Annotated in this window: 18 protein-coding genes and 1 pseudogene; 8 read left to right on the top strand and 11 right to left on the bottom strand. The window is 40.5% G+C overall.

The window, feature by feature from the left end:
* Window positions 1–230: 230 nt before the first annotated feature.
* Together cobW and V7K61_RS03025 are read right to left on the bottom strand one after the other, a co-directional pair.
* Window positions 231–1,271 carry a cobalamin biosynthesis protein CobW gene (gene cobW / locus V7K61_RS03030; protein ID WP_335050836.1) on the bottom strand — a complete coding sequence of 347 codons (1,041 nt, stop codon included), beginning with the start codon at window positions 1,269–1,271 and terminating at the stop codon, window positions 231–233.
* A 176-nt stretch (window positions 1,272–1,447) separates the two neighbouring features.
* The gene (locus tag V7K61_RS03025; RefSeq protein WP_335050834.1) at window positions 1,448–2,632 is read right to left on the bottom strand and encodes an acyl-CoA dehydrogenase family protein; all 1,185 of its coding nucleotides are present in this window, start codon (window positions 2,630–2,632) and stop codon (window positions 1,448–1,450) included.
* Between the two features lie 652 nt (window positions 2,633–3,284).
* Between V7K61_RS03025 and V7K61_RS34055 the strand changes: the two are divergent.
* Window positions 3,285–3,808, top strand: a pseudogene (locus V7K61_RS34055) (iron uptake porin); the annotation flags it as partial.
* 11 nt (window positions 3,809–3,819) lie between these two features.
* Entirely contained in the window at window positions 3,820–4,305 is a 486-nt protein-coding gene (locus V7K61_RS34050) for an iron uptake porin (RefSeq protein ID WP_442936288.1), read from the top strand.
* Window positions 4,306–4,556: 251 nt separating this feature from the next.
* On the opposite strand, the gene V7K61_RS03015 is transcribed toward V7K61_RS34050, so the two are convergent.
* Together V7K61_RS03015 and sfnG are read right to left on the bottom strand one after the other, a co-directional pair.
* On the bottom strand, window positions 4,557–5,765 hold the full coding sequence (locus V7K61_RS03015) for an SfnB family sulfur acquisition oxidoreductase (protein ID WP_335050832.1): 1,209 nt from the start codon (window positions 5,763–5,765) through the stop codon (window positions 4,557–4,559).
* A 154-nt stretch (window positions 5,766–5,919) separates the two neighbouring features.
* Complete coding sequence (sfnG, locus tag V7K61_RS03010) at window positions 5,920–7,017, bottom strand: dimethylsulfone monooxygenase SfnG (protein WP_335050830.1); 1,098 nt, start codon at window positions 7,015–7,017, stop codon at window positions 5,920–5,922.
* A gap of 570 nt (window positions 7,018–7,587) precedes the next feature.
* Between sfnG and V7K61_RS03005 the strand changes: the two genes are divergently transcribed.
* Together V7K61_RS03005 and V7K61_RS03000 are read left to right on the top strand one after the other, a co-directional pair.
* Window positions 7,588–8,637 carry an LLM class flavin-dependent oxidoreductase gene (locus V7K61_RS03005; protein ID WP_335050828.1) on the top strand — a complete coding sequence of 350 codons (1,050 nt, stop codon included), beginning with the start codon at window positions 7,588–7,590 and terminating at the stop codon, window positions 8,635–8,637.
* A gap of 23 nt (window positions 8,638–8,660) precedes the next feature.
* Window positions 8,661–10,679: a LysR family transcriptional regulator gene (locus V7K61_RS03000; RefSeq protein WP_335050826.1), complete on the top strand. Its 2,019-nt coding sequence runs from the start codon at window positions 8,661–8,663 to the stop codon at window positions 10,677–10,679.
* A gap of 779 nt (window positions 10,680–11,458) precedes the next feature.
* Here V7K61_RS03000 and V7K61_RS02995 read toward each other — a convergent pair.
* Window positions 11,459–12,175: a biliverdin-producing heme oxygenase gene (locus V7K61_RS02995; protein WP_335050824.1), complete on the bottom strand. Its 717-nt coding sequence runs from the start codon at window positions 12,173–12,175 to the stop codon at window positions 11,459–11,461.
* 572 nt (window positions 12,176–12,747) lie between these two features.
* Here V7K61_RS02995 and glmM point away from each other — a divergent pair.
* From glmM to pnuC, 3 genes are all read left to right on the top strand, one after another.
* Window positions 12,748–14,220, top strand: coding sequence for a phosphoglucosamine mutase (gene glmM, locus V7K61_RS02990; protein ID WP_335050822.1), 1,473 nt, complete (start codon window positions 12,748–12,750; stop codon window positions 14,218–14,220).
* 203 nt (window positions 14,221–14,423) lie between these two features.
* The gene (locus tag V7K61_RS02985; RefSeq protein WP_335050820.1) at window positions 14,424–15,452 is read left to right on the top strand and encodes an AAA family ATPase; all 1,029 of its coding nucleotides are present in this window, start codon (window positions 14,424–14,426) and stop codon (window positions 15,450–15,452) included.
* A gap of 65 nt (window positions 15,453–15,517) precedes the next feature.
* The gene (pnuC, locus tag V7K61_RS02980; RefSeq protein ID WP_094352942.1) at window positions 15,518–16,111 is read left to right on the top strand and encodes a nicotinamide riboside transporter PnuC; all 594 of its coding nucleotides are present in this window, start codon (window positions 15,518–15,520) and stop codon (window positions 16,109–16,111) included.
* Between the two features lie 72 nt (window positions 16,112–16,183).
* Here pnuC and V7K61_RS02975 read toward each other — a convergent pair whose 3' ends face one another.
* Together V7K61_RS02975 and fdhD are read right to left on the bottom strand one after the other, a co-directional pair.
* Window positions 16,184–16,807, bottom strand: a complete 624-nt coding sequence (locus V7K61_RS02975; RefSeq protein ID WP_335050818.1) for a hypothetical protein — start codon at window positions 16,805–16,807, stop codon at window positions 16,184–16,186.
* Between the two features lie 310 nt (window positions 16,808–17,117).
* On the bottom strand, window positions 17,118–17,957 hold the full coding sequence (gene fdhD / locus V7K61_RS02970; RefSeq protein WP_335050816.1) for a formate dehydrogenase accessory sulfurtransferase FdhD: 840 nt from the start codon (window positions 17,955–17,957) through the stop codon (window positions 17,118–17,120).
* Window positions 17,958–18,100: 143 nt separating this feature from the next.
* Between fdhD and V7K61_RS02965 the strand changes: the two genes are divergently transcribed.
* On the top strand, window positions 18,101–19,282 hold the full coding sequence (locus tag V7K61_RS02965) for a serine hydrolase domain-containing protein (protein ID WP_335050814.1): 1,182 nt from the start codon (window positions 18,101–18,103) through the stop codon (window positions 19,280–19,282).
* A 181-nt stretch (window positions 19,283–19,463) separates the two neighbouring features.
* Here the strand turns inward: V7K61_RS02965 and V7K61_RS02960 are convergent, their stop codons facing one another.
* Genes V7K61_RS02960 through V7K61_RS02945 form a run of 4 tightly spaced genes read right to left on the bottom strand, consistent with a single transcriptional unit; the run spans window position 19,464 to window position 23,118 of the window.
* Window positions 19,464–19,760 carry a helix-turn-helix domain-containing transcriptional regulator gene (locus V7K61_RS02960; protein ID WP_335050902.1) on the bottom strand — a complete coding sequence of 99 codons (297 nt, stop codon included), beginning with the start codon at window positions 19,758–19,760 and terminating at the stop codon, window positions 19,464–19,466.
* The gene (locus tag V7K61_RS02955; protein ID WP_335050812.1) at window positions 19,753–20,091 is read right to left on the bottom strand and encodes a type II toxin-antitoxin system RelE/ParE family toxin; all 339 of its coding nucleotides are present in this window, start codon (window positions 20,089–20,091) and stop codon (window positions 19,753–19,755) included. Before V7K61_RS02955 ends, V7K61_RS02960 begins: the two co-directional genes overlap by 8 nt.
* 25 nt (window positions 20,092–20,116) lie before the next feature.
* A complete protein-coding gene (locus V7K61_RS02950; RefSeq protein WP_335050810.1) occupies window positions 20,117–20,836 on the bottom strand; it encodes a Uma2 family endonuclease in 720 nt (239 codons plus the stop codon).
* A 56-nt stretch (window positions 20,837–20,892) separates the two neighbouring features.
* Complete coding sequence (locus V7K61_RS02945) at window positions 20,893–23,118, bottom strand: FdhF/YdeP family oxidoreductase (protein WP_335050808.1); 2,226 nt, start codon at window positions 23,116–23,118, stop codon at window positions 20,893–20,895.
* Between the last annotated feature and the right edge of the window lie 770 nt (window positions 23,119–23,888).

Genomic DNA, 23,888 nt, shown 5'->3' with positions numbered 1-23,888 from the left:
CAGTCATTGCACCCCACACGCCAGTCGCTCATGGGGCAAACCCCCAAGACCGCGCTGGCTCCCCTTAATCCCCTCCCCGCAAGCGGGGAGGGGAGACAAAGCGTAGCTTTGGCGGGGGTGGGGTTCTTCGGGTTTAATAAGCAATCAAGCGGATATCATATTATTCATAACTAGTAACTCTCAGGAGAAAGATCCCCGACTTCTTAAAGAAGTCAGGGATCTGGATATACTTATAAAGCTACAAGTTGTGATTCGATTTCAGAAGAATTCAAATCACGACCGATGAAAACTAAGCGTGTTTGCCTAGCCTCTTCTGGTTTCCAGGGGCGATCGTAAAATTTATCAAATCGGTTTCCCACACCTTGCATCACTAAGCGCATGGATTTATTTGGCACTGCGACAAAGCCTTTTATCCGGTAAATTTCTTGTTGTTGTACCAATGTTTGCAACTGCTGTTGCAGCTTTTCTGGATCAAAGGTACGATCCAAAATTAAATTAGCTGAAGTAATTTCTTCGTCGTGATTGTGGTCTTCTTCAGTATCATGATGACTAGGACGAGAATCTAAATTGTCTTCAACTGCGGCTTGGAATCCTAATAATATAGATGCGTCTAGTTGAGAACGGTCGCTCTCGACAATTTTCACCACTCTGGGCAATTCTTGCTTAATCAATTCCTCAACTCTGGCTTTTGTCTCGGCATCTACCAAGTCAATTTTATTTAACACCACCAAGTCTGCACAAGCAAGTTGGTCTTCAAACAGTTCTTGCAAGGGTGTTTCGTGTTCTAGATTATCATCTGCTTGGCGCTGGGCTGCGATCGCATCTGGATCGCTAGCAAATGTCCCGGCTGCTACCGCTGCACAATCCACCACGGTAATTACAGCATCCACAGTGGCGGCATTGCGAATTTCTTGCCAGCGAAAAGCCTTCACCAGTGGTTTTGGCAAGGCTAAACCAGAGGTTTCAATCAAAATGCAGTCGATGCTATCTCGCCGCTTGATTAACTCTTGCATCATCGGGTAAAACTCTTCCTGCACAGTGCAGCATAAGCAACCGTTGGTCAATTCAAAGATATTAGTGTCACCCTCACCATCTTCCGGGCAAATTTGACAAGATTTTAATAATTCGCCATCAATACCGAGTTCGCCAAATTCATTGACTACAACGGCAATGCGGCGTCCTTGGTTGTTTTGTAGCAGGTGGCGAATTAGGCTGGTTTTTCCACTACCTAAGAAGCCTGTAATCACTGTGACAGGAATTTTCGTAGCCATATTTTTGCCTGATTTACCCAGTATGGTAAGTTTTACGGGTTACAAACTTAAATACTGAGATTAAGCTTGGTTTGAAGATTGACTTAGTTATTTTAAGCTGAAAGTCTATGGTAAACCTGAAAATATTGCCGTTATTGCTAGAGACGCGATTGATCGCGTCTTGAAAGACCGATTATCTATGAATAAAAGTTAGGTTTTGGCAGTTCATCATTTAACGCCCAATTTCCGATCTCTTGAATTTTGTAATCTACCGGATCGTGGAGAGTGAACGTGCGGAGATTACGCCAATAGCGATCAAAGCCATACTTTGCCGTAGTAGCGCGTGCGCCCATAACTTCAAAAATGCGGTTAGTAATGTCTAAACCGACTTTAGTCGCTGCAACTTTGGCAGTAGCGACGCAAAGCGCACATTCCCCACGTTGTTCGGCGGTGAGTAACCATTCTTTTTCCCAAGCCGCTTGTAGTAATTCTCCAGCTTGCTCAGTCAAGCTCTTAGCTGCTTGGAGTTCAACCCAGATTTTGCCATAGTGCTGGAGGATGTGAGGATCTTGGGTTGCACTTTCTACACCCGATGTCAGCCAAGGTTTTGTATTAGTGGCAGTATATGTTTTAGCAGCTTCAAATGCTCCTTGGGCAATTCCCAGGTAGATATTAGCAAGATTCAATTGAGTTAAGCAGGCGCGAATAGTGTTGAAGGGTTGACTGAGTTTGTCTCTATTACCAAGAATTTCGTCAGGGTACACCAACACATTCTCAAAAGTAACACTACCACTATCTGTTTGGCGTTGCCCGATATTATCCCAATCATCACGAACAGTAACGCCTTGCCGTTGAGTAGGAATTATCAAAATATTCAATTCACCAGTTTCTTGATGAATAGCACCGATTGGCAATATATCTGAGTCTTGAGAGCCAGAGCAAAAGCTTTTAATCCCATTCAGACGGAAATAATCATTTTCTGGTGTCAGAGTAGCTCTTTTATCTAAAGGGTTGAGGGCATTGCACCAAAACCAATTATTCTGAATAGTTTCTGAGTAATATCGCTGTTTTTGCTCTGCCGAACCAAAGATGTGAGGAATTACTACACCTAGATGGTGGTAAGAAAAGACGTGAGCAATAGAACTATCAACCTTGGCAAACTCGCGGGTAATTTGCAGAACGGTAATCCAGCTTTGCCCTAAACCGCCGTACTCTGTGGGTACGATTAGTTTCAGCAAGTTACTTTGGCGCAAGCGATCGCGCTCATGCTTTGGCGTTCCCCCTTTAGCATCCCGCTCGACAGCAGTCTGGGCAAATTCCTGTACTAAAAACTTAGCTAGATCGAGATAATTTTGAGACTCTTTCGTTTCGATTAGTTGCATAATTTACCACTTCTCCTGTCACCTTATTGTGAGAAGTAACTATAAATTTGGTTGGAATAATTTTAGATTTTAAATAGCTTTATAAAACTATTCTCTACATAAAAATAGTATTGCATATACCAACTGAAAAGGCAAGCTAAAATAAAATAAATTTTGCTAAATTATATAATTTGCTAGTGCGACATAAAAAACATTCAATTGAGAAGAAAGTCGAATAAAAGTTTGACGAAAAATTTTATAGTCTACTTGTATTTCTAGAATATATATGCAATATTATTAATTCAAAGACGAGAATCTACTTAAACCTGATAGCTATATAGTAGCTTGTAGCTAATTGCCTATATAATCATCTGTAAAACTGCAATGTTTTTACAGATAGATATTCTCTTGGCAAATAGATTAGCTGTTGCCAAGACTCTATTTGTTTGAAAGCAAGTCTTTTCTACACTGAAATATGCAGATAAAAATACCAGAAATTAACTTATATATCTGGTTATATCTCGAAGTGTAGCAATATTAGTGAAAAATTTAGAGTGTTAAATTGATTCAACATTATCAGGGCTAGTCATGATTTTTTTAGCTTGACAAGTCACTGAAATGCCTGATGGCTTTCACTAAATTTTTAAAACCAAAAATATGAGGTGTGGTGGAAATGTTCAATCGTTCATTTCATAATTTGTTCATAGAATCGATGGTTTTGGGGGCTACTTTGCTAGCCAGCACATCAGCCCATGCTGAAGACAGGAATTTATTGGCTAGGACTGGCAATTTTGGGAAAATTCCTCGGTAACAACCATCGCCCAAACCCCTAAAATTCCTGCAATTAATACTAATGCAAATGTCCAACAGATAAACAGTATGTCTCAGGTAACATCTGTATCTCAGTTTTCAGATGTGCAGCCAACTGATTGGGCATTTGGCGCACTCCAGTCTTTAGTTGAGCGCTATGGATGTATTGCAGGCTATCCAAATAGTACTTATCAGGGAAGCCGCGCCATCACTCGCTATGAATTTGCAGCAGGCTTAAATGCTTGTTTATCTCGGATCAACGAGTTAATTGCAACAGCTACATCTGACTTAGTTACCAAACAAGACTTAACTACCGTACAAAGATTGCAAGAAGAATTTGCTGTTGAACTAGCAACTTTACGGGGTCGCGTTGATAATTTAGAAGCTATGGCATTGGTTTGACATACATAAATGCCTACCAAAATCGAGGAGCAATATTTGACCTGGGTAGTAGTTTTACACTGGTCGGAACAGAACAAGCCAATACTCCATTTGAGCGGATGATTACCAACTCCTATGGAGTCGAAGCTTTCTATAAATTTAGTCCTCGATTTGCAGTCAATGGGTTCTTTGGCTACACTAACGCCAAGAATCTGGCAGGTAGTGGTAGTGCAGATATTTGGTACTATGCTTTAGGATTGGCATTCCCAGATTTAGGGAAACAAGGCAACCTTGGTGGCGTTCTTGTAGGTGCAGAACCTTATCGGGGTGGTAATCCTGCACCTGCAAACGATTTATCCTTACATATTGAAGGCTTTTACAAGTATCAGCTTACAGATAACATTGCCATCACCCCTGGCGTAATTTGGATTACGGCTCCTGCTCAAAACAATGATAATCAGGATGCAGTAATTGGCACTGTCAGGACAACCTTCACCTTTTGAATCATCTCAGCAACTTATCCCTCTGATGTCATTGTGGGAGGAGAAAAATAAATGTAGGTTGGGTTAGATTTTAAATTTTGGATAATGGAATTGAATAATTCAAAACCCAAAACTTCAAAAGATTTTTCAATTTTAGATTGGCGATCGCTTAGTTAAGCCGAACGAATCTATGAGCGTCTTTTAGATTGAAAAATTTCCCAATCCAAAATCTAAAATCCAAAATTGAGTCACCCCAGTAGAGAATGCTGCAATTACAACCAAGGATGGCGCGGGGGATAGACACCATTGAGGAAGTAGTTACCAACAGCGTAGTATTTCCAACGCACGGGATCGTGGAGTGTGTGAGCGCGGGCATTTCGCCAGTGGCGATTGTAGTTGAATTCCTCCAATGTGGACTTAGTACCTGCTAGTTCAAACAATTTGTTGGTAGCTAGTAATGCTGCTTCCGTGGCTAAGGCTTTGGCTTCGGCAACTGCAATTGATGCTTCAACTACTTTGGGTTCTTCTAAACCTGACTCGTTGGCAACGTCAAGAAATTCGCCTGCACGACGCAGCAATGCTTCAGAAGCGTGAACCTGAATTTGGACATTACCTAAGTTGTACAGTGTCAGAGGGTCTTCGTAGCCTTTTTCTAAATTACTGTCAACCCAAGGACGGGTATAGTTGCGGACAAAGTGGATGGTGTCACGAACTGCGGCTTTGGCAATTCCTACGTCTACGGCGGCTTGGATGATTTGCGCGATCGCACCCATTGGAGTAGCCCTCTCAAAAGCCAAGTAGTGCGGAATCACGTGTTCTGCCTTGACTTTCACATTTTCAATAATGGTAGTACCGCTAGCAGTGGTACGCTGTCCGAAGCTTGTCCAATCATCGAGTAGGGTTAATCCTTCGGCATCTCTTTCGACAAATGCCACTACTGTTTTACCATCTGGATTACTGGCAATGACGGGAACCCAATGTGCCAATAGTGCGCCAGCAGAGTAGTATTTGCGTCCGTTGAGTACGAAGTCAGATCCATCTGGTGTTAATTTTGTCTGCACATCGTTCACAGACTTAGTGCCAATTTCCGAGAAGGCGTTACCAAAGCGCTTACCTTGTAGAACCAAATCAAAGAAGAACTTCTTCTGCTCATCTGTACCATCCAACCGGACTGCTTCCACCATGTAGAGATGGTTTTGAGGAATTTGACCGAGGCTAGAGTCAGCTTCAGAGATGATTTTAATTACTTCCGCGAGGGTGGCACTTGATACAAAAGCACCGCCATACTCTTTCGGGACTGTAATTCCCCACAATCCACTTTGGGAGAACTTTTCTACCTCTTGGGCAGGTAAACGCCGATTTTGGTCGCGTTCTGAGTCTCCCTTGGCAAACTCTGCTGCTAATTCGTGAGCGATCGCGATCGCTTCTTTGTCATCCCGAATAATATGCGCCTTCTGGTCAGTATTAATTACTGATGTCATGGTGAAACTCCTTGATTGTGATTGAGTGACTGATAATCGTCACTACTATGAGACAGCCTTTGAATTTTTCTTAGTGCCATTCGGATATAGCTGTTATCTACAACAGTTTCAATCCACAAAACCCGCTCTTACAGAGTATGTTGTTGTTAATCTTCTACACTCCAACCAACTCATCAGCTGTCCGACGATTAGCTTTAAGTTCGCGCACAATTGGTATTACTGTTTTACCAAATGCTGGCAAATCATCTGTGTAGTGTAAGAAGCCACCAAGAATTAAATCAACTCCCGCTTCATGGAACTGGCGAATCTTTTCAGCTACTTGTTCAGCCGTACCAATTAAGCCCGATCGGAAGCCATCGTTATACTGCACTAAGTCTTCAAAATTGGAATTCGCCCACATTCCCTGACGTTCGCGAGTAGAAGCTCCCGCCTGTTTCACCGCTTCGCCAAATCCTTTGACAGCTTCCACATCAGCTTGGGCAATAATATCGCGCAATACTTCATGGGCTTCTGCTTCCGTATCTCGCACGATGATAAAGGAATTCAGACCAAACTTAATTGTGCGTCCTTCTTGACGAGCTAATTCAGACACCTCTGCAATCTGCTCTTTCACGCCTTCTATGGTGTTGCCATTCATGAAATACCAATCAGAGACGCGGCCAGCCATGCGCCGTGCAGCCTTGGAGTTACCACCTTGGAATATCTCCGGGTGGGGATTCTGATTAACTGGTTTAGGCTTCACCCAACCGCCGTTAATACGGTAAAAGTCACCCTTAAAGTGAAACTCATCCTCAGTCCACAAACCCTTGAGAACGCGGATAAATTCTTCTGAACGACGATAGCGTTCGTCATGATCTAACCAATGTTCACCATATATAGTGAATTCATCTTTGAACCAACCGCTAACTACATTCAGAGCGAACCGTCCGTTAGAGAGAAAATCAATGCTGGCACCCATTTTGGCAACTACTCCGGGATGCCACAATCCAGGGTGAACTGCTGCAATCAATTTCAATTTCTTGGTGACAGGAGCCAGCGCTGACACAGTTGTAAGTGCCTCTAGCTGGTACTCAGCACCATAACTAGCGATAAATCTGGCTTGTGCTAGAGCATATTCAAATCCAACTTCTTCAGCCGTCTGAGCTAGTTGAGCATTATATTCGTAAGTCCAATCTGTGCGTTGGGGAATTTTACTAACAACTAACCCACCGCTGACGTTGGGAATCCAGTATGCGAACTTAATATCTACCATAATTGTGCGTTTGTAATTGAAATTGCTTGTTTATTTGTCTAAGTTTGCAAGTGATGCAACAAAGCCGAATTTTTCATCACTAACAAATAAGCTAAAACTTGATAAGGCAAAATTTTAGTCAAAATCGAAAGCTTGAGATTGGTTGCAAACTGCTTTGAGTTTACAAGTAGACAATTCTTTGATGGCAATAATATACCATAACTCGACTGTGCTACCGTAGTTTTTAATGAATCAGACTTTATCACAACGATTTTTCTAATGTCGTGACTCGATATACTTAAATTCCATTTCCATATTCCATTTTGGAATACTGCCCAATTTTCCTGAGTATTTAATTATTTTTTATACTTGCTGGCTATTATCCTGATTCAGTCAGAGCAATCAGGAATCAGACTCGACAAAGTATCGATACTATTCCATATCGTGATAAATAAATGCTTCTCATCTATCATCTGCAACTATACATAGCAGAAATAAATATGGTAGTGTGAACTACTAAATTACGGTAAAAATATGTAGCTACCGTAGTTTACTTAATGCCTCGTAAAAAAAAGCACAGGAAAAACATTTATGCCACTTCAGTTTGGAATTTGGTCGCCGGTCTGTGGTGGATGGTTGCGCGTTGTCAACCATGAAGCTAATTTATCCACAGAAGATTTGGTAAAACTGGCAGTTCAGGCAGACGAGTTAGGTTATGACTTCTATTACATTCCTGAACATTACTTAAATGCAGTTCATGGGCCTAAATATAATGTCGCTGACGCTTGGATTACAGCAGCTTTAGCAAGTTTGAACACCAAGAATATCAAGATTGTTGCGGCTGTACAACCTGGTTTTAAATTGCCTGCGGTAGTTGCCAATTTGAGTGCAAACATTCAAAATCAACTGAGTAAAGGCAGATTTGCTCTCAGTGGGATTGCAGGTTGGTGGAAATTAGAAGTAGAAAGCTATGGAGATATCTGGCTACCTCACAGCGATCGCTACGCCCGATTAGAAGAGTATATTGAGGTAATTAAGGGGCTGTGGACAGTCGAAGACTTTAATTATGTTGGCAAATACTACACCATTAAGGGTGGTATTCTCGCAGATCGGCCGACACCAACACCACCCATTTTCATTGCTGGGGAATCAGATCGGGCAATTAACCTAGCGGCTCGTCTGGGAGATTATCTATTTATCAATGCTGATGAACCTGAAAAAACGGCAGCATTGGTGCAGAAAGTGAAAACATTGGCTAGCGATCGCTACGGTCGTCAGATTAAAGTAGCAATGAGTGCCTTTGCGATCGTTGGCGAACATACTGCCCAGGCGGAAGCCAGACTAGAAGCGATTTATCGTTCTGCCGATCAGGAGCAGATTAAGTACTTTCAAGAGCAAATCGATCCGAATGTAGTTGCCCACAACAAACTAGATATCAGTCAAACCATTGAAGCCAATCTCGGTTTATCTGCTCAACTAGTTGGCGATCGCTATACTGTTATTCAACGTCTGAAAGAATACGAAGCTGTTGGCGTTGACTTAATAGTACTGAAATTTGAATCTATGTTGGAAGATACTATTCGCTTCCACAAACTAGTTATTTCCGAATATAGACAGCAGAGTAGCTTAATTACAAGGTAATTAAAAATCTTGCCTTACCTAGCATGAATAAGATTAAACTCGAAGATATCACCCTAAATCACCTCAAAATATTAAAAGCAGTAGATGACTGTGGTAGCTTCTCAAAAGCCGCCCAAAAGCTAGGATATAGTCAGGCACTAATTAGTAAAAAAGTCAAACAAATAGAGGATTGTTTCGGAGTAATTCTCCTAAATCGCTCACCTGGCTCTATATGCTTGACTAATAAAGGCAGGAAATTGATTTCCCAGACACTTAATGTCGTAGAAACTGTAGAAAATCTGCAAGAAGAATTTCAGGCAACATTTAGCGCTGAAGGCGAAGATTTGATATTGGGGGCTACTAGTTTAATTTTAGAAGTCTGGCTCAAACAATATTTGCAGCGATTCCAGCTTTGTTTCCCAGGTAGAAATATTAAAGAAATTGCAGTTAAAGATAGCAGCTTTTTTTCAAATTCTCAACTCATAGAAATGGATCTCTTGCTCAACAGTTGCCCTGGATATAAAGAAGAACACCACTGCACTAGATTAAAAACTCATAAAATGCTGTTGGTTTCCTTTAGGGCAAGTAAATATCTCAATGAGCATAGCTTAGTTAAAATAAATGATATCGATCTGGCTGATGTTGTGCTTTTAGATGAGGTTCATCAGGAACTATCTAAAAATGAATTTTTGATGAACAAATTAAGTGGCGTACAAGTGCTACAAAGTTATCAAGATGTACTAAACTACGCCGAAAAAAATCAAAAGCTAACGATTTTACCTGACTTTTGCCAAGCTGATATCATATCTCAATACCAAGTTTTAACTTTTCCGATTCAAGATGTTAATGAATATGGAATTTATCTTCATGTTCCTCGCTTTAGTGAATTGTTAATATCCGCAGAGAGTTTGGTAAGAAGTTTTAGGCTAGATGCGGATAACTTAGAAAGTTTGCCCAACGTAAATCTATTTTTAGGTAGCTGTTCTCCCAAAGAAGAAAATATTCTGAGGATAGGTATTCAGAGAGATTCCATAGGACAGTTTATTGCTGGATATGGAACTAAGTATATTTCTGATTTACAGAGAGCATCATCACTTGAACAGGCTATTTTCAAAAATATTGAAATTAATCGAGATTTTGAGTTACAAATTCTGCCCTTTGCTTCTGGGGAACAAATGAACCGACAGATGAAGCGGGGAGAACTAGATATTTGTATTTTAGATGATATTTCTCTCTTGAATAATGGTAGCCAATTCTTTGATGATTTAAGTTTTGGTTCTAAATTAATTGGGATGGCTTCATATAATCTTTTGGGTCAAGATATAAATATTGTTTTGCATAAAGATTCTTCTATAAACACTATCCAGGATCTAAAAGGTAAACGAATTTCTACTTTATTTGGTTCAAATGCCCATAGGTTCATCATTACTCTTTTTGACCTCTATGATATGGATGTCAGTAAAGATTGCAGATTAGTCAATGAAGATCCTCGTAGAGCAAGTAAGAGTTTAGCAAATAAAACTATAGATGCTTACGTATGTTGTCACACTTTTGCCTCAATTTTAGAAGCTTATGCTTTTGTCAGAAAACTACCTTTATCTCAAACAATTAGTTTAAGAATTCCATCAATCAGAGGAATTGTTTGTCGTTCGCAGTTCATTAAAGAAAACCCTAAAATCGTAGTTGCTTATTTACATGATTTAGTAGTCGCTAACTATTGGTTTAATTCATCTCCAATCAAGGCAGCAGATTTATTAACTAAAGTGATTGATGTGAGAACAACTCAAGTCAATCAGTTTTTTAATCCTGTATTTGGGAATCGCATCGATCCGACTCTCAAACCTCAATGGTCTTGGTTACTGAAAACTTTAAATCGCAGGTTGGAAGGGAAATATGGTATTTCACTATTTGATGTAGATTTCTGGATAGATGATTATTTTTTAAGACTTGTCTATAATTTGCTGAATCTAGATTATCACTTTCATCAAGTTTCTTTTGCAAGTGAATTTTCTAGTAGCTATTTTGTTGAGGAACAGTTTAGCCGACACATAAAAGTTCTCTAAGAGTGTTCCAAAAAATAAATGATCCAAAACCCGTCATTGCGTTCGCCCTTGGCGTTCCCGTTGGCGCAGCCTCTCCAAGAGTTGGGTACGAAGCGAAGCAAGCCCAGTCATTGCGATTGCTTCGCTTCACTCGCAATGACAATTGGGCATTTTTTTACTTGGAGTATTCTAATGATTTAGCTTGGAGTAGTTATACCAATTAAAAATTAAAAATTCAGAAAGCTAAATTTTATCTAGATTTCTAGGCTTGTATCTGTCACATTCTTTTTTGAAATTGGTATTAGGGACTTCCAAGAAATAAATTATCCAATTTAACCAAATCAAAACGAGTTTCTTTCCCTCTGTCCCTCTGCTCCCTGTTCCCTGTCTCCCTGCCTACAGTGTACACACAAGTCTGAAATAGCTCAGAAATCACGCTTTTACCCCACCCTAACCCTCCCCTTATAAAGGGGAGGGAACTAGATTTTCCGGTTTCCCCACTTTATAAGGGGGGATTAAGGGGGGTAATTTCGACTTGTGTGTACACCGTAGGTTCCCCTGCTCCCTGCCCTCAAAACGATAGTATATTTTTTTATTTGGAAGTCCCTTAACTCCTTCAATCATAATTGAGGGGCAATCTCCCCATGCTTGCTTTCACATATCAAAAGCAGTCACAAGGCTATTGCCCCTAAATATTTTGAGCGTTTTTCGCTCTTTCGCCAGAAACACCTATGAATTATCCTTCATCAGGCTATCTGGACTTATGACTCCACACACCATACTCCGCAATCTCAACCCGATTACTCAGCTGTGACGAGTTCAGTACTACCACGTGTACGACGCCGTGTGAGGCTGTTGTATAGCATCACACCGATCGCCTTGATCAAATTACCTTCCAATTCCTGGAACAGCTTCATGTTCGTGCCAAAGGCGGCGTTAGCTTCATCAACGATGCGATCGGTTGCCGCCTCGTCAAGGGGTAATTCATCCAAAGTTTGCCGATATTTGGCTTTGAATGCCTTCTCATCAGGAATTTCTGGAAACTCATAAAAGGCTGTTCCTTGTCCTTCAGACAAATTCATCGCTGTAACAGCAATATTTTTGAGAATTTGTCCCCCGGATAAGTCACCTATGTAACGAGTGTATGAATGGGCGATTAACAATTCCGGTTCTGTAGCAGATATTTCTCGGATGCGTTGTACATAAGCGTCACCTGCGGGAGATAGTTTGATTTGCTCTCTCCAGTTTGCACCAAAGTAATAACTCAGGTCTTCTTCTAAGCTATGCTTGCGGTTTAGCTGAGGAAAGTTAATTTTAGAAACTATTGGGTGCTGGCGGTGCTTTTCTATTTCCTCTTCCATCGCTGAGTAGACGAAGTAGAAGTTAGCAACAAGTTTCCGGTAAGAGTTTTTTTCCACTACTCCTTTTAAAAAGCACTTGACAAAACCTACATTCTCTGCCATCGTGTGGGCTTTCTTAGTGCCTACACGTAATTTGGTTGCTAAATTGCTGCTCATGCTAAATTTCTCAACTTTAAAAAGTTAACTGCCGGAGTTTTGATTCACTAACGGCTAAAAAAGCCATTAAAACGTTACCTTAAAACTATTTGATGAGAATTTATATTAAAATTTTTTAAGCTGCAATTATTCTGTTATTTTTTACACAGCAACAAGGCTAAGAGAACAGAATTTTAGATTTCAGTATTTTGATTTTTTGTTGTTATTAGCTGAATCTTGCTTTCATTCTCAGATTGGGTGAAAATCTTTGTGATGGATAAAAAGTAATATTTGTTACACGCTTACTTAATAATAGCATTGTAAAGTGTGAACTAATACAGATAAAAATCAAAACGAAAATTGTCGGCATAAAAGGAATAATTAGCTAAGATGTGGAGACTTTACTAATAACGTAAAAACCAATACTGACTTTATCAAAGATTTACAATCTTAGAAAGAAAAATTCAGTATTATTACGTAAAGATAGCTCGATCTAGAATGAATTTATAAAGAGAAAAAGCATGTCAAAATTGCTGAATAAAGCCTTAAGTGCTATTTATTTTTCAGTGTGATTGTGTGGAGTGTTTAAAAATATGGTTTCATCTATAACTCGGACATCGGGCATTTCTGGGGGTTCTACTTCTGAAGTTGAGGGATTGGGTAAAGGGATTGAGAGCAGTTTTGGACTGAATTTAATCCCACTACCAGCAAATCCCTTATTTGGCACAGATGGGATTCGCGGGCGAGTGGGAGAATTACTGAGTGCGCCTCTAGCATTGCAAGTTGGTTTTTGGACGGGGATTGTTTTACGTAACCATGCTACTCAAGTAGGGCCAGTGATTCTGGGACAGGATTCTAGAAACTCCAGCGATATGCTGGCAATGGCTTTGAGTGCAGGGTTAACAGCAGCGGGGTTAGAAGTTTGGTATTTGGGATTATGTCCCACTCCTTGCGTTGCCTATCTCACCAGTATCAGTGATGCTATCGGCGGAGTGATGATTTCTGCCAGCCACAATCCCCCTGAAGACAATGGGATTAAGGTTTTTGGTGGCAATGGTGGGAAGTTACCGCAAATATTGCAGACAGAAATTGAAGCGGGACTGCGTGGCAAGATATCACCGATCGCTAGAGTCAGTAATTGCGGACGGCATTACTCACGTTTCGAGTTAGTGGAAGATTATAGTTCGGCGTTGAAAAAACCCTTGAATGGTGCCCTAAATCTTCAGGGAATGAAGATTGTTTTAGACTTGGCATGGGGAGCCGCAGTTGGGTTAGCACCATCAGTATTTACAGAAATGGGGGCGGAGGTAATCTGCTTGCATAACGAAGCTGATGGCGATCGCATCAATGTTAACTGCGGTTCCACCCACCTAGACATTCTGGCAGCAACGGTACAAGAACACAACGCCGATATCGGCTTTGGCTTCGATGGCGATGCCGATCGCGTCTTAGCAGTCGACAATACCGGCAGGCAAGTTAACGGCGATTACATTCTCTATCTGTGGGGACGGCACTTACAACAAAACCAACAATTGCCAGACAACCTGATTGTATCTACAGTCATGGCCAACTTAGGCTTTGAGAAAGCTTGGCAGCAAATTGGTGGTAACTTAATTCGTACCGCAGTTGGCGACCAATACGTGCAAGCCGAAATGCAGCGCACTGGAGCAATGTTAGGTGGCGAACAATCAGGTCATATTCTTTGCCGTCATTATGCCGTAACTGGAGATGGTTTGTTAACTGCATTACACATAGCATCTTTGGTGAGAGAGGCGGGTGTTCCCTTGAGCGAATTAGTAGATCGAAGCTTCCAAACCTATCCGCAATTATTGCGCAACGTGCGCGTTGTCGATCGCGATCGCCGTTTGGGATGGCAAGATTGCCAACCAGTACAAAAAGCGATCGCTCTTGCTGAAGCTGCAATGGGCGATTCCGGTAGAATTTTGGTTCGCGCCTCTGGCACAGAACCAGTCATTAGAGTAATGGTGGAGGCAGCCAATGCCGAACTCACCAACTACTGGACAAATGAACTAGTTTCACAAGTACAGCAGCATCTAATGGACTAAGTTAGCTAATATCTCATCTGAATTCTAGATCGCTAAAGATGCGATAAATCATCACAAAGACGCGATAAATCGCCGTCTCTACAAAAGACCAATTATTGTAGGGACGGCGTTTTTATCGCGTCTCTTGCCTTAACTAAGATTTAGCTAGTACAACACGGCGACTTCTTTTTTAGAGTAATAGGTATCTATAAAAAGTCAAAATTATGACTAGTAAATGCGGACTCACACTAGGTAAATACGCGCCTCTCCATAAAGGGCATCAATTGGTGATTGAAACAGCCTTAGCAGAGATGGATGAGGTACTTGTGATGATTTATGAGTGTCCAGAAGTGACTGCTATTCCTTTAACAGTTCGAGCGAATTGGCTGCGTCAAATTTATCCACAAATTCAGGTGATTGAAGCGTGGGATGGCCCAACTGAGGTTGGTGATACTCCTGAGATTAAGCAAAAGCACGAAGATTACATCCTGAAACAATTAAAATCCAAAAAAATTACCCACTTTTACTGTAGTGAATTTTACGGTGAACACGTAAGTCAGGCGTTGGGGGCAGTTAATCGGCTCGTAGATTGCGATCGCCAAACTTTTCCAATTTCTGGAACGCAAGTAAGAAGAGACGCTTACGCATTTCGAGAGTATTTACATCCTGATGTGTACCGCGATCTGATCGCCAATATTGTTTTTCTGGGCGCTCCTTCGACTGGTAAAACCACCATTGCATCACAATTAGCTAAAGAGTTTAACACTGTATGGATGCCAGAGTATGGGCGCGAGTATTGGGAAAAATATCAAATTAATAGGCAACTTTCGCTCTCGCAACTTGTGGAGATTGCCAAAGGGCATTTAGAACGTGAAGAAGCCTTATTATTGCAAGCAAACCAGTATTTATTTACAGATACTAATGCATTGACAACCTATCAATTCTCCTTGTATTACCACAAAACTGTTGCTCCAGAGTTAGCAGAACTTGCCCATCAAGCCATGTCGCGCTATGATTTAGTATTTCTTTGTGATTCAGATATCCCTTACGATGATACCTGGGATCGTTCTGGAGAGGCAAATCGTAGTATATTTCAAAAACAGATTCAGAGCGACTTAATTATTAGAAAAGTTCCATTTTTTCGCATTTATGGCGATATAAATGCGCGTATTAGTCTGGTTAAAAAGGTAGTTTTATCCTACCAAAAGTATAGCAATTTAGGTGATTTATTTTTCAAAAAAATTATTTTATAAAGTGTATTAAAATGATTGAATTTTGGAGTATAAATACTATCGCCTTCAATCTTATGGGATATCCCATGAGTTATGTAGAATTCTTGGGAACGATTTTTTCTCTATGGTCGGTGTGGCTAATTTCTCAGAGAAAGATTCTGACTTGGCCTGTTGGAATAGTCAGCGTCTTGCTATACATGGTACTTTTTTATCAAATCCGTTTGTATGCGGATATGTTAGAACAAGTCTATTACTTAGTTATTAGTGTGTATGGTTGGTGGAGATGGATTACACCTGAACCTGATACTGGTAAAGTTTTACAGGTTCGATATAGTCCACCGCGTAAAATTGTTTTGATTGCAGCAATTACAATAGCAGTTTCATTCGCAACGGGAGCTTTGATGAGTAAAATTCATCTGTTACTCCCTGCAATATTTCTAGAGAAAGCTTCTTTTCCTTATTTAGATGCACTTACAACAATCATGAGTTTTACTGCTATGTGGCTCATGGTACAAAAAAGGATTGAAAGTTGGTATTACTGGATTATTGTTGATGTTATTGGTATTTGGTTGTATTACGTTAAAGAAGTTAAATTTGTTGCTTTTCTTTATGTAATTTTTTTGTTCATCGCAATTAACGGCTCAATATCTTGGCTCAAGACAGCTAAAATACAGGATTGACAACTCCTATATATCTTTAAGGAAGCCCAAGATTAACTAATACTAATAATATTTTATTAATAATACTGTGATTTAGGGATTGTCGGTGTAAGGTCTTTCAAAACGAATACCTTCTTTTAAGGATATCAATCCGTCCTTCACAATAAGTAAATTCTTTATGCTAAATGATTCCACTTCAACAATACAAGGTAAACTAATTACAGAGAAAATTGGGCTGAGTGTTCTTGCTTCTTGTGTTAATTTTCTAAAATCAGAAACTTTATTTGTAAAAGCTTTAGCTACAAATCCATCTTTTTCTTTGTAAAGTTTTATATTATCAGCAGTTGTATAATCATTTGTTTCAGAATTAGGATAACCAATAAACCACGTACTATGTATAATTTCATTTCGTCTTTCTATTAAATTTTGAAATCTATCTAAAATATTTTTAATCATTTCTAATTCTTCAGTATCAAATATTTTTGATAAAAATACTAAATCTTTAAATTTATCTTTAAGTTGTCCTGCTGTTAGTTTGTTGACAAATAATCGTGCTACATCTTGATTTTTTAAACCAAGTTTTTGAAGTATAAATATAGAACTTGTTTGAATCGCAAAACATATATGTTCAAATTCGACAATAAATTCTCCTATCGCACTATAAATCTCGTTAGTTTCATTTTCCCTTTGTTCGTTTGTTTTTATTTCAGGATTCATACATTTATGATAGAGCTACCAAACTATCACCAATATACAGCAACACTAAATAGATCGTTGTAAAACTTCAGTTTTGTAGGGTGCGTTATGTCTTTGGCTAACGCGCAATCCCAATACTTTCAGTGCGTTACGCTTCGCGGTAACACACCCTACTGGCGTGGCACAGCTAAAATAGTGCATTAGATGTAGCTTAGGTTGAGCAACACAAAACCCGACATTGATCGGACGGAGTGTTGGGTTTCGTTACTCAACCCAACCTACAAATTTTTTTGCAACAATTTAGCCTCGCCACGCCACTACGAAAGTGTTCTTAAACAGCATTTATTCTTTGCAAACCAGTGTAAATATTGAACCGTTCACCGCGCAGGAATCCAATTAAGGTAATCCCAAATTCTTCGGCAACAGACACCGCCAAACTACTAGGAGCAGAAACAGAACAGACGATAGGAACCCCAGCAGTTGTAGACTTTTGCAAAATCTCAAAACTAGAGCGCCCGCTAACCAGAATAATACAATTATTTAAAGGCAATTCGTCACTGAGCAAAGCTGTACCAATCAATTTATCCAAAGCATTGTGTCGTCCAACATCCTCCCACAGGTTTAACAGTTGTCCTTGAGCATCGAAGATAGCCGCAGCGTGCAAACCCCCTGTAGCGGTGAAAATACCTTGAGCAGCCCGGAGTTTATCTGGTAGGCTGTATACGATCGCAGGTGTTACCGTTGGCCCAGAAGGAATCACTGGACATCCCCGCAGACGTAAAGCTTCAAGGCTAGCTTTACCACACACCCCACAGGCGCTACTAGTGTAGAAATGGCGCTCCAAAGGCTGTAAGTCTGGAATCAACCCATCCCGCAGTTCTACATTTACAATATTATGGCGCTGCTCACCATCTACTAATTCATCTACGCAGTAACTAATACGTCGAATATCTTCTCTGCGGCTAACGACTCCTTCACTGTAGAGGAAACCAGCAGCTAGTTCAAAATCTGCTCCTGGTGTTCGCATTGTTACAGCCACCGTCTTCTGGAGAGGGACGAGGCGAATTTCTAAAGGTTCTTCGGTGGTGAGTTGGTCTAAACGCGATCGCATTTTACCATTTTCCACAACCCAGACAGTGGCTTTGGTTTTGCTTTGAGTTGGCATTTTCATATTTATGAGAGTTGCTGACTTTAAATTTTGATCCTAATCTGGGAACAAAGTAATGCTATTTGTATATTAGATGTCAGGTTGATGCTCACCAACTACTTTGTGCAGTTGAGCTAGATTGCCTCGGTTTCTGTTTAGTAAGTAAAATGAACCTAAAACTTTTGGCTTTCAGCAAAATTTTATTTGCAATAATCTTTGTAATTTCCCTTGGTTTTACAGGATATTTAGTAGCTAATAACATTAGTCAGAGAGTAATTGAAAAATCTCTTGCTAAACAAGTGATATCTACTTCCACCGTAGGAAAAAGTTCTCAACTACAGAAACTTTTAAACGAGATAGTTGTAGAACAGAAAATCCCTGGTGCGGTAATGTATATTACTACACCTAAAGGTTCTTGGCTGGGAGCATCTGGTGTCAATAATTTGTCAACTAAAACCAGGATGAAACCCACAGATGGCTTTTCTATTGCCAGCATGAGTAAAACTTTTATGGCCGTGGTTGTGCTGAAATTAGTGGAACAAGGGAAAGTACAATTAGATCGGGCGATCGCAACCTACTTACCAAGAGATATTAGTCCTCATATTGTCAACAGCGAAAAAATTACAGTTCGTCAACTCCTCAACCACACCAGTGGTGTTGCTGAATACCTAGATACAAAAGAGTTTATTCAAGCTACAGCGAAAAGAAGTCGCTCACAGCCTTGGACAGCCAGAGAAGCTATTCAGTATATGTATCAAGAAGAACCAAAGGCAAATCCCGGAGAAAAATTTATTTATACTGATTGCAACTATATTCTTTTGGAACTGATTGTTGAAAATATGACTAGGGAAACTCTCGCCCAAGCAATCCGCAGTCAGATTTTAAAACCATTGGGATTAAAACATACCTTCACAGAATTGCGCGAACCGACAATTGGCGAAGTAGCTACAGGTTATGGCGATCGCAATCAGGATGGTAAGCTAGATAGTTACGCCCAAGTCAATGATGGCAATGGTTTGGGAGATGGGGGATTGGTTTCAACAGCAGAGGATTTAGCCAAGTTCGCCAAAGCGTTATTTGTCAAAAAAACTTTACTTTCGTCAAAGATGATGAAAGAAATGCTGAAATTTAAAGATAATGGTGCAGACTATAGCTATGGCTTGGGTGTAGAACGGTTTTCATCTCCTTTAGCAAAAGCAATTGGGCATAGTGGTATAGCTTATGGCTTCGCAACATTGCTTGCATATTTACCCAATGAAAATACCACTATAGTAGTGCTGCTAAACAATCAGAATGTTGATCTTAAATCAGTAGCTAGGACAGGTCTGGAAGTTGTTGAGAATAAATGAGATAGGAATCCGGTTTGATTTCTGAAAAAAATTAAGTATTTGTAGGGTGCGTTATGACTTTAGTCTAACGCACCAAACCCTTGAAAATGGTGCGTTACGCTTCGCGATAACACACCCTACGTGTTGTTCAAAAATCAAATAGTAATCCTATAGTAATTATTTGTAATTATGTTTGTAGGTTTCAGCTTAACTTAACTGTTACCGCCAAATGCAACCCTAATGCATCCAGCAAAGCACTCAGACAATAAAATTCTATTTCTTCTTTCTCGGCTAATATCTGTTCGAGTTTGTCATAAACTTCCTTAACTTGTACAGAAAGTTTATCAATTCCACCTTGTGCCTCAATCACATTTTTTAGCGCCTTACTTAACATTTTCGGGTCGCCTTCTTCTAAAACAACTTCGATATAAGCTGCTGCTTCTAATGGATCTTTGAGGTCTTCAATCAGTTTTTCATGATAGCTTGCACTTTTAGACATCATCTCTACTCCGATAATCTTCCCAATATTCTTTTGCTTTATTAATATCTTTTTCTTGAGTACTTTTATCACCACCGCACAAAAGAATAATAATTGCTGACCCTTCTTGCCCAAAGTAAACACGATAGCCAGAACTGTAATCTATTCTTAGTTCAAAAACTCCATCTCCCACTGATTTACAATCACCAAAATTACCTGCTTCTACTCGGTCAAGCCTTGCTCTGATTTTAGCTTTTGCTTTTCTATCTCGCAAAGAGTCAAACCACTCAAAAAAAGGATTTATCCCGTTATGTGTTAGGTAATTTCTGATCTCCTTTGGTTGAGGTTCCATGATTTTTAGAGCAAGTTTACATACTTTAAATCGTATCTGGGTCAACACCCAATTCTCGCAGTTTTGCTGCTAGCCGTTCAGCACGTTGTCTTTCTTGTTCAGCACGTTGTCTTTCTTGTTGGGCGTGTTCCGCTTCCCACTGGGCAATTTCTTCAGGTGTAGGTATTACCTGTCCTTCCGCATTGAAATAGCGTAATTGATTTTCATGAACGCCCAAGTACAAACTTAGCTGCTGACTCCACAACAATCCTTGTGGGTTGGGTTCTATAGGTTGATACGTACCACCCACCAAAATAAACCCAGCAAATTCTAGATTCTTGGGGTCAAACCAGAAATATTCAGGAGTGCGAAAGATATCTTGGTAAATTTGTTTTTTTAAGCCCTTGTCAATCGCTGCGGTTGACTTTGAAAGCAGTTCTATAATCAAATTCGGATATTTGCCGTCCTCTTCCCAAACAACCCAACTATCACGGAGTTTACGTTCAGTATTTAAAACTACAAAGAAATCTGGCCCCCGAAAGTCTTCGGATTTATGCTGGCGTGGACTGTAATGAATGCTAATATTCCCCGCAGCAAAGTAGTCATTAATACGATTGAAGTCTCGCCACCACCAATCAAGACATTTTTTCAATAGCAGCATTTGCTGCAAATGTAGATATGTTTCCAATGGTGGTTCGTTACTTTCTAAATCCCCTGGTGGAAATATAACATCTTCTGGGGTTTCAAAATCTTTGGCGACAGACATGGCTGCAAGTTTTGGAGTGATGTTAAGTTGAGGGTAGCAGTGGTCAAGCGTTAATATTAGGTTTGCTTTTCTAAGCGTACTACTGCATTATAATCAGGTACACCTTCAAGCGATCGCTTACCTTTATCTAGTAACACATTCCCTTCTGGCCAATGTACTTGCAAGTTACCTGACTGAATTGGCGCAATGTAAACTTGACAGAACAACTCGCCTAAATCATTCTTAAGAATAACGCGATCGCGATCTTTTAAACCCAACTGTGCTGCATCACTAGCATTCATTAGCACCGCCTCTCGCATCGCCCCAGTAATTGCATCCTTGCGTTCCTGCACCATACTATTAAATTGTTTGCCTCGGCGCGTTGCTAATAAAAAATAACCCTCTGGTAATTCTCTTTGGCGTGGTAATAATACGCCAAAGTGTGCTTTCCCATCGGCTGTGGGAAAATTCCAACCAAAGCACAAATGTGAGCCACCATATTGAAATTGATCGCCAGCTTGCTGTAAGTGTTGAATACCGGCATATTGCGGGACAACTTGAGCAATTTCTTGACGGATAGCAGCTGTGTCAGCAAAAGCCAGCTTATCTGCCAAATCTGGTTTTACCCGCCTTGCCAATTCTAAAAACACTTCCCACTCTGGACGCGCTTCCCCAATGCGCGGCCCCGGAATTTCTGGACTGAAAATTACCCGGCGTTCGGTGTTCGTTTCTGTGACTCCTCCTGGTATTTCGTAGCGAGTCGTCGCAGGTAACAGCACCACAGTATCAGCAGGTTCCACCAACATTTGGCTGGAGAGAACAATATCTATATGTACCCGCAACGGTATTTTCTTCAGCGCTGCTTCCACATAATCTGGTTCTGGCAGCACTTCTAAAAAATTTCCACCCACGGAAACCAACACATCCAAATCTCCCTGATGGGCGGCGCTAATCATTTCTGGAGCAATTAAACCTTTACTTGCTGGCACTTCAAAGCCCCAATGTTGACTCAATTGGGTAGCATTTTCTGGAGTGATAGGTTTACCACCAGGAAAAACTGTCGCGTAACATCCCATCTCTGCACCACCCTGTACCCCAGAGTGACCGCGAATTGGCATTAAACCGCAGCCTTCCCGACCGACAAAACCTTTGGTGAGAGCTAGATTAATGATACTTCGCACGTTATCTTCACCGCATTCATGCTGAGTAATACCCATACTCCAAACAAATACGGCTTTATTCGCTTCTTTGACCATTTTGGCAAAAGCGGACATTGACTCGCGGGATGTTCCAGAAAGCCGCTCTAATTCTTCCCAAGATTGGCTTTCTAAAGATGCTTTGAGTTCAGCAAAGCCATCTGTGTATAAATCTATAAATGACTGGTCTACCCAGTTGTTAGCAATTATATGTTTAATAGTGCCATTCAAAAATGCTATATCCCCGCCCATGTTGATTAAGAAGAAGTCTTCGGCAAACTTTGTACCGAAAACAGCACTTTCGACAATTGAGGGAACCCAATAGCGCTCCATTCCTGGTTCGCGGTAAGTATTAATAACTACAATTCTAGTGCCAGCTTTTTTAGCATAATGGAGATATTTGACGGTGACAGGCTGATTGTTAGCAACATTGGAGCCAATAAAGACTAATAAATCAGTTCCAATCCAGTCTTTATAAGAACAAGTCGTAGCCCCAGCACCAAGAGCAGCTTTTAAACCCGCCGTGCTGGGAGAATGGCAAATGCGGGCAGCGTTATCAATATTATTGCTTCCCATTGACCGCACAGCTTTTTGGGTAGCATAATAAGTTTCGTTGACAGTCCCGCGACTGGTAACATAAAAACTGAGACGATCTGGTGTAGTAGTGCGGATGCGATCGCTAATTACCTCTAAAGCTTCATCCCAACTCACACGGCGAAAGCCTTTTTCCCCACGTTGACGAATCATCGGATAAGGAAGTCGTCCTAAGTCCCGTAATTGGGCACTTTTTTGCTTTTGCAACTGCGAGACATCCTCCAATAGCACAGGGTCAAAAGCTGGCATCGTATTCATCCGCAACAGCCGCAACCGCACATTGCAGAGATGAATACCATCTAAAGTCCAATCCTTCATCCCGGTTGTTCCGAGAGCGCAACCATCACAGACACCTTTATCGAGAATATTCCACGCATAAGGTAGTTTGTCACGAGACAGCCAAATCGCGCGAAATACCTCCCAGTAGTTGTTGGGGTACTGTTCGCCAATGCCAAAAGGCTTCCAACTTGCCCAATTTGAAGGAGTCCAGTGCTTTTTGGGTTTAGGTAACATGATGAAATGTGTGTGAGTTGCTGGATTCTCTTAGGCTACCGTTTTGAATAGCAATTGAGTAGCAGCCAGTTAAAAACTGGGAAAATTAATTTACGATCGTGTTTTTGTGAATTAACGATAACTTGAATGTTTCTAAGCACAACTTCAGGCGTAATAACAACAACTTATACCAATTCTTTATGAAGCTGCATAGAATTCGATCCCCCCTAGCCCCCCTTAAAAAGGCTCCGGTGTACACACAAGTTAAATTACCCCCCTTAATCCCCCCTTGGAAAGGGGGGAAACAAGAAATCTAGTTCCCTCCCCTTTCCAAGGGGAGGGTTAGGGTGGGGTAATTCGACTAACTGGTTGTGATTCGATAACTTGTGTATACACCGTAGCCCTTAAAAAGGGGGGAACCGGAAAAACGTCTATCAAAGTCCCCCTTTTTAAGGGGGATTTAGGGGGATCAAGATATCTGCAACTTCACATTAAATTGGTATTAAGCGTTACTTATCAAACGAGGAAAGTTATTAATTACAACTTAAACATTCATAACAACAGCTTAAACTGTAATAACAACGACTTAAGGATTAGTTATAACACCTTGAGCATTGATAAATACTGTTTAAGCTGTAGTTACAACAACTTAAGCATTACTTATAAAACTAGAAACGTTATTAACTACAGCTTCTTTTGTAGTTAACACAGAAAGAGTTGTAGTTACTACTTGTAGAGACGCGATTCATCGCGTCTTTACCCAAGGATGTGTTGTAATCATTAATTGATAT

The sequence above is a fragment of the Nostoc sp. genome (genome assembly GCF_036918015.1).
In the GTDB taxonomy this organism is placed as follows: Bacteria; Cyanobacteriota; Cyanobacteriia; order Cyanobacteriales; family Nostocaceae; genus Nostoc.
This window is presented reverse-complemented; position numbering and strand designations above follow the sequence as displayed.